This is a genomic window from Actibacterium sp. XHP0104 (assembly GCF_025751515.1).
GTDB lineage: Bacteria > Pseudomonadota > Alphaproteobacteria > Rhodobacterales > Rhodobacteraceae > Actibacterium_D.
The window spans coordinates 286,187-297,894 of record NZ_JAOWLE010000003.1; the positions used below are offsets into that span (position 1 = coordinate 286,187).

Sequence of the window (11,708 nt, forward strand, 5' to 3'; positions counted from 1 at the left end):
GCCATTAGTATTATGATACTACTAATTATAGTTTAGTATAATAATAACAATGGCTTGCAAAAATTTCCTCCAAACGGCTGACTTCACTAGAATTTGCCCTGCGGCGTACCCTTTTTGGTAGAAATACGATCAAAACTAGACATTGGGTAGTGAGACCCAACTAAAGTCACTTTTGGGTCTCACTGTCAGCAAACCCAACTTATTCAAAGCTGCGCAACTCTGGCCGTTTTGATGCTTCTGCTCTTGGGGTCTGTGGTTCAAGTTGATATTCGGCCCACAGGTCCCTCCAATTGAAAGTTGGAAAAGCTGACATATCAGCAAGGTCCAGCATTGGTTGCCAGAATAGGCCTTTGAGATTGTGTTCTTCGCAGTCGGCTAGCTCGTCCAGCGCTTCTTGAACCTCTTGTTGGGATTCACCGTAAACTACTCGGCGGATCCACATTGAGATCATCCACTCCAGACCGTACTCAAGGTCCTTTGAGTTCCTAAAGCAATAGTACATGCAGGCTCTTGGATTATCCTTGGTCTTTGCCTTGAGCTTACGAGGGTCATACGCGACTGCCTGAAGAATTGTTGCTCCAAGGTGTCTCTTGGAAACCAAAGGCTGGTCCCAGAATAGATATGCGTGCAGTTCTGCTATTGGCGTACCATTCACGAACTCAGTCTTTACCCATCGATACAACTTCGTTTGGCAAATAGCATTCGCCAGATCAAATACATCGTACTGGGCATCTGGCCTAGATATATAGGTTCGATAGGAAAGTAGCTCTCCATCTTCATCACGATCTGGTCGTCTGGGTTGAAACTCATTTGGATAGATCATCACTTCACTCCTTTCCGGAAATGAGGCGAACGCGGTGATGGATTTCCAAGTTCTGCTATTGGCTGCACCAACTCCACAACGGACCTCGATCTGCTCCCAATATCAAGCATTTGAGCCTCCATTCGGGTCGCAGACCAAGTTGGCCATCCAGTTTTCGACGTCGATCCGCCGATATAGAACCTTGCCAGTGCGGCTACCGGACTTAGAACGGAGAAAGCGTGGGCCATAACCAAGATGGCGACCTTTCTCGAAATAACTTACGCTGAAACCGGTGATATCCGGCAGCTGCTTGGTTGTAAGAAGTTGGTTTTTTGTAAGAGTCATCTTGACCACCTTTCATTTTTTCGGTGGTCACTTATTTGCCGGTGTTTACGAGATTAATCCAAGGATCTAAACTATCCCCTTTAAATCCCTAATGAAATCAGACGTTAAGCTCATCGGTACGGATGTCGGTCCTAGCAGCACCTGGAGTTGGCGCGTCTTATCCGTGATAAGTTTAACTCCGCTGTCGTCCTCCGCGAATCGAATAAGTTCGTCGAATTCGCTTACGAACTTCCGCGATAGCCGCTTCACAGAGCTTTCGCAGGTGCCAATTTCCTTTCGCCCCCCATTTGCGAGCCCTTTCTCCAATGCACCCAAAGCAAGGTCTTTGAGCGAACGGCAGTCGATCTCTTCTGGTTGGCAGACGTATGTTCCATGCTCATCGGCTGGGATTTCTCCACTTCGGTCGGCAACATAACCTAGAGCCATATCTCTAAGCGCGGCGTAGTCGGCGTAGTACTTGTTGCGCGTTCCCGCTGGAATGCCGAATAATGCGCGGCGAGCATCACGGAGGCGGTCCGCTTCGCTAATGTTGCCACCTTTCTCCATCAGCGGATGCGCTCGGATGAATGCTAGTAGCATTGCGTCAACAAACGCGTTGCTAAGAACGCTTCCCCGCCAGTCGTGCTCATCGACATGCTTGCTGAGAACCCACCAGTCGTCATCTTTTGGTGTATCTATCATGAAGCGCCTTTCATTTTTCCCTGGCATAAATGCCCGAAATGATGCGCGTGTGCGTACGAAGGCGCAACCGGACGATCACCGGTTAAACACATGAATTTCGTCTTTTCTATGTTCAGGGATGCGCCCGGATTCCTTCGGAGCCGGAATGGCTATCGCACCCATGGCTCTGAGTGCCCTCGATGGGGTGGGGTCACCCGAGGGTCAGTCGCGTGGTTCTTTCAGTTCCAGGATGCGCTTGGCCACCAGTTCGACCGGCTCGCGCAGACGTTCAGCATTCACCACGATATAGCCGCCGGTTACGTCCCCATTGGTGCGGTGGTTCAGCAGCCGCTTGAGCGCGTAGTAGGGCACGTCGAGGCTCTCGGCGATGGTGATGAAGGTGCGCCGCAAGTCGTGCAGGGTGAAGTTGACGCCGGACCCGGCCGACACGCGCAGAAGGAACTTCTTGGTTTCGACCAAATGGCCGGTACGACCCGGTCCGGGGAACACCCAAGAAGAGCCTTGGTTCGCCTCGCGCCGTTGAGCCAGCAGGTCGGCCAGAAACTCCGACAGAGGGAGGGTAAGCGGGTCGCCGTTCTTGGTGGTCGGCAGGTGAAGGGTCTTGGCCGAGAGGTCCACGTTCTCCCAGCGCAGTTGCATCACTTCGCTGCGGCGCATGCCTGTGAACAGAGCGGTCAGAAGGAAATCCCGGGAATAATCCGGCTCCGCCATAACCGCCTTCCACCACGCGGGCAGATCGACAGCGGTCACAACGGTTTGGCGGCGGCGCTCTTTGAACCATGCCCGCGCTTGGGTCAGGATTTGCACCGGATTGGGCGGATAGTCGTCCTGCGTGGCGGAGATAAAATTGTAGACCGAACGAAAGTGGCGAATCACATTGTTGGCGGTGGTCTCGCCGTGTTTTTTACCAATCTCCTGATGCTTCTTAAGAACCATCTGGCGGGTGATTTCCTTGATCTCCTTCTTGCGCCACGCCTTGAGGTACAGATGCGCCGACCGGCGGTAGTTGCTGACCGTGTTGGGGGACAGCGCCTTACGGGCCTCGAAGAAACGGTCGAAGGCCATTTCCACCGTGACCCGTTCTCGCTTTTCCTTGCGTTTCTCTGCATTGGGGTCGCGCCCTTCGGCCATCTCTCCCAAAATGACCAGCGCCTTCTTGCGGGCAATCTCCGGCGCAAACACATCGGCCCGGCCAATCGTGACCCGCCGCGTGCGCCGGTTCACCTGCCCTTCGGCAAAGAACACCTTGGAGTTGGCCCCGACCCGCAACCCAAAGCCGGAAAGCATGGTGTCGCGATAGAAAACCTGACCGCTCGCGGGATGCGGAACTTCATCGACTGCGCGGCGCGTAAGACGTAGGCTTGGCATTGTGACCCTCCTTCTGACCACAAATCATTTTAAGCACATCCAGAGAAAAAGCTCGACTTTTCATCGGGTTATGATAGGATTTCCGGCCATGTACGAGAGAATGAAAGACCGCTCAAACCAATGTGCTGCTCAGGAATTGGCATGAGTTTGCGAGCGAGTTTGCGAAAAGGCTACGCATCGCACGCACGGACGAAGGAGTGGTGAAGTCTGAGCTATCCGCGACGGAAAGGGTGATTAGTACCTAGTGGTCATTTCGGCCTGGCGTGACCTCCCGAACGGCGGTATAGTAAGAGCAAGTGGACTTAGAGAGAGCCAGCAATGAAAACGAATAAAAAAAATATGATGGCTGGTCTTAAGTTACACAAGATAGTCAACCGCACAGCAACGGCTAGAGAAGCCAAGTTCAAGTTTGATTCAGGGGAAACTTTGTCTACCCGCAGGTTTCTCCCTCTAGGGAAAGGGGACGAGGTACGGACGGACGGAACACGACTGGAAGTTCTGGCAAAGCAGGACAACTCCTGGATTCGGATCGACGTGCCTTGGAAAGCCCAATCCAAAGTGCTGGTTGGTGCTCGAGAAGTCGACATTACCTTGAAGGAGGTTGAAACCGCCGAGGAGCTTTCTCAATTCAGTGAACTGAAGAACTTTCACTATAGGGGGGGAGGGGGCGCGGGTCGGGTTGTACCCCTAATAGCCACAAGTGAAGTTTGGGATCTTCCTCCGACACTTGGTTTCATCGAAATCTCATCCAGCATGATAGCTAATTCGGCAAGACGAGTTTTTTTCAACGCGCCTTTCTGGGATGAGACAGGTATTACGTGGAATACGTGGGATAGGGCCGCCTCAAAGGCCTATTCGAATACGATCTGCCGGATTTCTAGGTTCGTTATTCATCCTGAGGTTCGCGGCCTCGGTTTAGCGCGTCCGCTTATTTGCGCTGCGCGTGAGTATTCCGCCAAGCAATGGCACTACGGAGGTTTTCGGCCACGATTTATCGAAATCACAGCCGACATGCTCAACTACTATCCGTTTGTCGATGAGGACTTTTTCCTAATGGGGAAAACCGAGGGTAACGAGCATCGGCTTTCGAAAGATATGAACTACCTTGTAAGAAAAGCCCTTTCGGCTGAGGGTGTGAAGGCCATGCCCCAAGGCGGCGGCGGGGTAATGACCATGCAGCGCGGTTACGCTTCCACCCTACTCAAGCACATGCAAAGTGGAGAAAGATCTTTTGATGATGTGATTTCATCTCTGAAATATGATCCTGCGGAGTTGGATCAGGAGACATGGGAAGCATTGTACCGACTAAATCGGAGGCCAAAGCCTTGTTATATTTCGGGCCTTACACCCAAAGCCAAAAAGTATGTTTCGGATCGTTTTCAAGTGATTGGGTTCACCAAGTCGAAAGAATTAAATCCATCGAGTGAATCCAAAACGGTCATTGAGTTTTCCGACCTATCTGCATCTGTAAAAACCCCAATGTCGCAATCTACGCGAGCCAGAACCGTTCAAGACGCGTTCGGGTTTGTCGGTGCAGATTTTGAAGCGGAAATTGTCAAGCCTTTCAGCCTAGAAGTGCCGCGTGGAGGCATTTCTCTTGTTTGCGGAGCGAGTGGATCGGGAAAAACTCTACTTCTCGAGGCTATGAAGTCCAGCTCAAGTTTGGAAAGAGAATTCTCAGTGGACGGTACTTCGGTCCACCTGACTGGCGACTTAAAGGGCAGTGTGCAGGTTGATACCATGGCCGAAATCGATAACGAAAGATGCCCTTTGGACCATGTTAAGAGTAGCGACGTCGAAGCCTTCATACGAGTTGCCGCAAGCTGTGGGCTTGCGGAGCCTCAACTGTTCGTCAGACCTGTGTCTGGCTTGAGCTCAGGTCAAAAGTATCGCCTACAGCTTGCTCTCACCATGCTCTCAAAGCCTCAAGTCGTACTGATCGATAATTTTTGCGAAGCTCTTGATCAGTACACGACACATGCCGTTTGCAAGGGCCTACGAAATTTGGCAGCATCCCGAAACACAGCCGTGGTTGTCGCCACCGCTGCCTACGAGAGATTGCTTCCAATGTTGAAACAAAAGCAAACCATACTGCTAAGGCGGGGTAGCGCACCGCAGGTGAGGCAAAACTCCAGATTGGATGCAGAATGAAGTATAAGAAGGTTTTCTCAACCACCCGATTTAGAACATCAAGCCACAACACATTTAACATTGATAGCAAGCAGAAGCGGGTTTTGATTGGCGCTAGGCCGGGTGGTGACAACAGAACCGCATTCTTAGGAAAAGTGATTGAGCAAGGGAAATCATCGAACATTTTGGACTATGGGGTGTACTGTGATGTCAGTTTCCCGCACGTAGTCGGAATATTTGGTAGTCGCGGAAGTGGAAAAAGCTTTGATTTAGGCGTCTGGCTGGAAGGTGTATTTGGCGCGGCATCAACTGACGAGCAAAGGATAACAGATTCTGCCATTGTCTTTGATGTTCAAGACCAATTCTGGACATTGGCATATGAGCCCAGCCAATCGGTAGAGGCTGACAGCGATCAGCTCGCCGATCTTCTTGAGTGGGGGTTGGAGCCGAAGCTAGTTCCAAACGTCAAGGTGCTTGTTCCGCAAACCAGCGATACCGAAGTACCAAACTCGGAAACATTCTCGATCTCATCTGAACAGCTATCGACGTCAGACTATCTTGCAATTCTGGAACTCGAACGCTTTAGCGCTATGGGGCAGGCGCTACTAACTCTGATTTCTATTTATGGCAAAAGAACACCCGGTGATTTGGCTGGAAACTGTGTGGACTCTCCCGAGCTGTCGGGTTTCCAACAGTCGACGATTGATGGACTCAGGTGGAGATTGGAGGGGCTGGACGGAACTGGCTTGATCACTGCAACCGGCGTCGAAATCGACCTCTTGCTCGCACCGGGAAGCCTTACGGTCATACTGATGCGTAACCTACCGGAAATGATAAGGGGGTTAGTCGTTGGTGTCATTTCTCGCTTGGTTGCCGATAGAATGGGCAGGGTTCAGCAAGCAAGAAAGGTCGCAGATCGCACAGGCAGCCCCCCTCCGCCCGACGCAAAAAAGCTTACCAACCGCCTCTGGTTGGTATTGGATGAGGCGCACGTGCTTGTTCCTTCTGACGGGCAAACCCCGGCAACCGCACCGCTGGTTGACTACGTCAAGCGAGGTAGGGATGCTGGTTTGTCACTTGTTTTTGCCACTCAACAGCCGTCTGCAGTCAACTCGAAGCTTCTAAGCCAAGTGGACATAACAATTACACACATGCTGGGCTTCGACACCGACCTTTCGGCTGCCGTTGCTCGAATGCCCACACGATCTGCCGCTGAGTACGAAATTAGTCATGAGCGCACTACATCTATGACTGATGTACTAAGAAGCCTCGGCCCCGGAGAAGCCGTTGTCGCGGATGGTGCAAGCGGTAGGACTTTCATCGCCAAAATCAGGCCCAGAACGAGCGCGCATGGTGGAGCCACGCCCAAATGAGCTTATTCGGGACCCGATCTGAGATGGAGGCGGCGCTATCCGGCGCACTCTCGCGGTACATCGGCTACACGACAGGGGCTTATGACCTGAACAGAATCTTTTCGACACTAGATGCATTTGGCGACAATCCGTCTCTCTATAGAGATGAGATAGTTGCTTTTCTCGATGAAACAGATCACGGGGAAACTGAAGGTCGAGACCAAAAGAGAACTTCAGGTGAATACCGTTCCGAAGTTCTGAGCTTTGCCAAATCTATGGATTTGGTCGAGACCGTATCGCGGAGAGATGCACGACTCGAGCGCCTCGCCCCAACGGAACTTGGGCGAACATTGAACGGTGCAAGAGACGTGCGTGACCGCGAGTTTCTGAAGTTTTTCACAGCGAAACTAGTTTTTCTAGCGGACGCTGATGCGCTGTATCCAATCTTGAAGTTCTATGAGTCATCAACCTCGCAGGATATCCAGTCCTATTATCAAGAATTCATGCGTGAGCTTAGACATCGAAGAACGGAATGGTTGCACGCAGCTTTTCCGGAGGCGATTCTAAGAGACAGAGTGGCCAACGCCATTTCTTGGCTAACCCCAGTCAAGGGGCGGAAGGGCCAATATAAGATCGAAAGCATCTCCAAGAACACGGCGAGACACCACGTGACACCACGCAAAGGGTGGCTGGAAGACATTGGGATGTTTGACCGTTCCAACGCTACGCTTCGGAGGTTTGGCCGAGAAGCAATTGCATCACTAGAAGTGGGTGAAGAATTCTTTTGGCTCGGCCCCCAAAAAGGGCTCCAGACAGAGCTCGGAATCCCCATATCTCTCCAAGCAGGAGAGCCGTACGAAGATACATGGTTCGCAGACTCTAACAGATTGAAACCAAAAGAATTTGAGGTTCAATCCCTCATTGATGATGTTGTTCGTGTGATGGTTTTGGGGTACCCTGCAAGTAAGCTCAAGCACGCTTCTCAAGCTTCCCTTCGGCTTCCGATAGAGTACATAACGTTTCGCAGCTTCAAGGACCAAAGGAGCTATGACTGGCAGACAGTGGTAGATGAGGTGTTCAAATCACGTAAGTCGGAAGTCGAGCGGTTTTCGGCGAAAAAGGGTTCAATTGGGTTCTACCGACCCAAAGTAAAGCAAGAAAAACAAAATTGATGAGCAGTTCTAAGCGGTCAAACGTAACATTTCAAAATGTGCTTCACACGAAGGATTTTACTCGACGGTTTGTAAGTTCCTTGAGTGAAGAGATTTCCTTGTTGATGATTTGCTCTCCATATTTTGGAAAGTTGCCGGAACCGTTCAAAGATGTTGAGGAGTTTTGTCGATTTGCAAATCGGCGAGGGGTCGAAAAAATTCAGATTGTTACCGGGCCGCCAGGTGGCCATACGTCGTTGCCTATTGATACTGCTAGAGCACTGTCAGCTTTAGGGGTTGAGATTTATATTAGGTCGAAACCCTATTTACACGCGAAGATGTATCACTTCGAATACGCTAAAGGGTATTTTCGGAGCTTCGTTGGATCGGCAAATTTTACGATCGGTGGAATGGCAAACAACCATGAGCTTGTAACTGAAATGGAAGGCGTCGGAGACGCTACACCGTGCCATAGAGAAATCGCACGTCTTAGGGACAACGGTGGCGCAATATCATACCAAAGTTGGCTGCAACGTGGACAGCCAGCAGGTGAAGGAGAAGAGAATTGAAGCTGAACGCATTTGACCTCAAGCAAGACCCATTTCCAATAGTGCCCGATGGACCAGTCCACAATTGGGCGGGAAGAGACGAGCTTAGGGAGGAACTAGTAGACCTCGTTAAAGGGGTTCGCGCCCGAGATATTGGTGTGACTGAGTTTGCTGTACTGCACGGCGAGTTAGGGGCTGGCAAGAGCCATGCATTGCGTTATCTCAAAACCATGGTTGATAATAGCAAGGATGATTTTAAGTCCATCGCTATCTATATTGAACGACCTCGGGTCGCGACAAAGCTGAACTTTCTTGAGCTTTATAAGTACATCATGCGTTACCTCGGTAGGGGAAAGTTCGAGGCTTTGTGCGAAGAGCTAAAATCCAAAGTTGATGAATTGGCCAAGGAGGCGGTCGTTCCCGAAGGGCTTGATAGCGCCCCGGAGAAGACAATGCGCTATGAAACCGCAATAGCGCAGTTTCCCGCTCATGACCGTCCAATGCTGCGCTTGCTCTATCGAGGAGCTGTAGAAACCCCTCAGGTTTTTGAGTTTATGTGCGGGAACATGAAGTGTGATGGCGACGAGTATGAAGGAAAAATAGACTCTGATTTCATCGCTTCGAAAGTGCTAGCGGACTTTTTCCGCGTGCTAATGACTGAGTTCAAGGATGAAACCTACGTTGTAGAGTCAGTTTATCTATTCATTGACGAAGGGGAAGTCTTGTTTGACGCGAAGACTTCGGAAAGCGATCTTGTGTTTAATGGTATTCGTGAGCTTATCAACGGTTTGCCTTACAAGTTCTGTCTGGTGATTAGCTTCTCAGCTGCAACAGCGCTCCTAGAAGCTGTAATGCCGCAACATTTGTTGAAACGACTTACAAGGAACTACATTGAAGTCCCAATGCTGGATGACGACGAAGCTCTTAAGTTTCTGAAGGCTCAGATCAACTATTTCAGGACAGATGAATCGGAGCATGCAGATACATACTATCCGTTTTCACAAGAATCTGTGGAGTTCATCATTTCGGATACGACAAGTCTAACCCCCAGAAACCTCTTCATCGATTGCAAGCGAGTATTGGAGCGAGCCATCCGCAGGTTTGACCTACAACCAGGCGACGAAATCGATTTGAAGACAACTGAGAAAATCCTTGAGGGCTATCGCTAAACAATGCGACGACCACAAAGCGTATTGGGAAGGAGTGCTTGCCGAAAGCTTCGAGTGGTCAAGCTATCGGCATGTCGCAACGCCTGTATTTTTGCACTCTTCTCGCTTAGTAGGGCGCCAAATTGCGCGCTAGTAGGGGATTAGTAGGGTGTGTGTATCAAACAATCGGAAACGGCATCTGGCTACGTCCAAAGGCTCGCTCTGAATTAGTCAAGCAATCGTAATATGTTATACGACTGACGGTGGTGAGTTCCAGCTCCATGCAACGACCCGACGCCAAAATTCGTAATGATGGGGTCGGGGGTTCGAGTCCCTTCAGCGGCACCAGTTCTTCCAATATAATCAGATGTTTGTCCGATCCTGGCCCGTCTAGGAAATCCTTACGTTCATCTGAACGCTGCGCCCGCAGCTCGCGTTTGGGACATTGGTGCTTAGCGCATGCTGAGAACCTATAGGACGTCAGTCATGCAAAACGTAGCTTCCGCGCATTCAAAGTCAGCGCTACCGTTTTTCAAGTTGCAAGTGTGACTAGAGCACCGCATTAGCTGTCGAAAAACTTGATACCACTTCGCCGTGCAGCAGCGTGAATTTTTCACGCCCATCGTTGCAGACCTTACCTCGCACTTTGCCTTCTCCAAGCCAACACAGCGCCATCAATATCCGACTCGGGTATTTCGCCCGCCCACCGGTCCCAAAATTCTATAGTGGCGCTGTTCGGTTTGTAGCGCGGCTCTCCTACTCGAACTCTGGTTGGCAATAAACTAGCGTCACCAACGACCAGTGCTTCACCAACATCAAGAACGGGCAAGAGATCACCAAAGCCGCCCAGGCTATCTGGTAACAGTCTTCGGATAACGCTCTGATCATCGCCATTCGTCAAACGCATCGCGACCACGTTGTTACACTGGCTCAGGACCGTCCTGTTCACTTCCGAAGGACGCTGACTAATGACAACAAGGCCGACGCCATACTTTCGACCCTCCTTCGCGATGCGCTCGAAAATGCCAACAGAGATATCATCCACCCCCTCATGGCCGGCTCTCTCTGGAATATACAAGTGCGCCTCATCACAGAACAAAGCTATCGGATGACGGCGTTCGACGGGTGTCCATTGAGTGATATTGAAAACCAACCTTGCAAGCAGGCTGACCATCAAGGGCAGGATGTCGGATGGAACCTCTGAGAAATCAATAATCTTGATGCCACCTTGACCGACTTGTTGCGCCCCGCCGCTGGCGGTTAGTGCGTGCGCTAGTCTAGAGAGCCACTCCATTTCCATACATTCATCGTGTGGCTGGAATAGAAATCCTAGCCTACGATCGAGATGCTTCGCCTCGAAGCGAGCAATAAGCCGACTCAGTTTTCCATTGAAGTCTCCAGCTTTGTCGGAACCCGCTCGCGCACCTGGAACCCTCTCAGTATCAAGATACTTCAAACGCCCAAGTATTTCGCCAAGTGGGAACGGAACGGGACTGTCTACAGTGAAATTGGCAAGAACTTCCCCGTGATTGCCGTCGGTGAGATACTTGCGTTTAGCCTCTGTTATCGTGTTGGCCATGACCATTGCTTGGTTTGGCGCGTTTTGATCAGACCGGTCCACAAAAAGAGAAACCATAGCTTCGTATCCTAGCAACCAATACGGCAGATAGAGGATCCCATCATCAAGACCGTGATCCTGCCCAAGATCACCAGGACCGGCTACTCGCAGGTGGCGAAACTCTCCACCATTCAGCGTTTTGTACTCACCGTGGATATCAAATAAAATGGCGTTGGCATGAGCCAAGGCTGCGACTTGGTCTAGCACCCTCGCCGTGGTGAAAGATTTGCCTGATCCTGTGCTTCCCACAATCACGGCGTGTCTCTGGAACAATCTATTTCCATTGAGAAACGCGGTGGCATTATCATCCAGGGTATACTTTCCTAGCTCTAGTTGTGGCCCATCGCCAGTAACATTTGAAATTACTTGCATGAAGTTAGTTAGACGCTCACCCTCAAGCGCAAAGCAGTTCGCGTCGATTTCAGGAACTGTTTCGAGTGAGCCTCCCCATCTGAACTGGTCCACCGTTATGTTTAGGAAACGGAGGACTGAGAATGGCGAACAAGCGACCGAAGCCCGAAGAGATTGTCTCGAAGTTGCGGCAGGTTGAAGTTTTGATGGGGCA

9 protein-coding genes are annotated in these 11,708 nt (G+C 50.8%); 5 read left to right on the forward strand and 4 right to left on the reverse strand.

Annotated features, from left to right (window positions below; genetic code table 11):
* Positions 1-199 precede the first annotated feature (199 nt).
* The 3 genes from OE856_RS07580 to OE856_RS07590 all read right to left on the reverse strand — a co-directional run bounded on the left by OE856_RS07580 (position 200) and on the right by OE856_RS07590 (position 3,196).
* Positions 200-823, reverse strand: coding sequence for a hypothetical protein (locus OE856_RS07580; RefSeq protein ID WP_263715472.1), 624 nt, complete (start codon positions 821-823; stop codon positions 200-202).
* 390 nt (positions 824-1,213) lie between these two features.
* Positions 1,214-1,828 (reverse strand): hypothetical protein, encoded by a 615-nt coding sequence (locus OE856_RS07585; protein WP_263715473.1) that lies wholly within the window; start codon positions 1,826-1,828, stop codon positions 1,214-1,216.
* A gap of 201 nt (positions 1,829-2,029) precedes the next feature.
* Positions 2,030-3,196 carry a tyrosine-type recombinase/integrase gene (locus OE856_RS07590; RefSeq protein ID WP_263715474.1) on the reverse strand — a complete coding sequence of 389 codons (1,167 nt, stop codon included), beginning with the start codon at positions 3,194-3,196 and terminating at the stop codon, positions 2,030-2,032.
* 318 nt (positions 3,197-3,514) lie between these two features.
* On the opposite strand from OE856_RS07590, the gene OE856_RS07595 reads away from it, so the two are divergent.
* Genes OE856_RS07595 through OE856_RS07615 form a run of 5 tightly spaced genes read left to right on the forward strand, consistent with a single transcriptional unit; the run spans position 3,515 to position 9,546 of the window.
* On the forward strand, positions 3,515-5,347 hold the full coding sequence (locus OE856_RS07595; RefSeq protein WP_263715475.1) for an ATP-binding cassette domain-containing protein: 1,833 nt from the start codon (positions 3,515-3,517) through the stop codon (positions 5,345-5,347).
* Positions 5,344-6,699 (forward strand): ATP-binding protein, encoded by a 1,356-nt coding sequence (locus tag OE856_RS07600; RefSeq protein WP_263715476.1) that lies wholly within the window; start codon positions 5,344-5,346, stop codon positions 6,697-6,699. Before OE856_RS07595 ends, OE856_RS07600 begins: the two co-directional genes overlap by 4 nt.
* Positions 6,696-7,850 carry a hypothetical protein gene (locus tag OE856_RS07605; protein ID WP_263715477.1) on the forward strand — a complete coding sequence of 385 codons (1,155 nt, stop codon included), beginning with the start codon at positions 6,696-6,698 and terminating at the stop codon, positions 7,848-7,850. The genes OE856_RS07600 and OE856_RS07605 overlap by 4 nt, the downstream gene beginning before the upstream one ends.
* The gene (locus OE856_RS07610) at positions 7,850-8,398 is read left to right on the forward strand and encodes a phospholipase D family protein (protein ID WP_263715478.1); all 549 of its coding nucleotides are present in this window, start codon (positions 7,850-7,852) and stop codon (positions 8,396-8,398) included. The genes OE856_RS07605 and OE856_RS07610 overlap by 1 nt, the downstream gene beginning before the upstream one ends.
* On the forward strand, positions 8,395-9,546 hold the full coding sequence (locus OE856_RS07615) for an ATP-binding protein (protein ID WP_263715479.1): 1,152 nt from the start codon (positions 8,395-8,397) through the stop codon (positions 9,544-9,546). Before OE856_RS07610 ends, OE856_RS07615 begins: the two co-directional genes overlap by 4 nt.
* A gap of 613 nt (positions 9,547-10,159) precedes the next feature.
* Here the strand turns inward: OE856_RS07615 and OE856_RS07620 are convergent.
* A partial coding sequence (locus OE856_RS07620; protein ID WP_263715480.1) for an ATP-binding protein occupies positions 10,160-11,708 on the reverse strand: 1,549 nt, incomplete at its 5' end.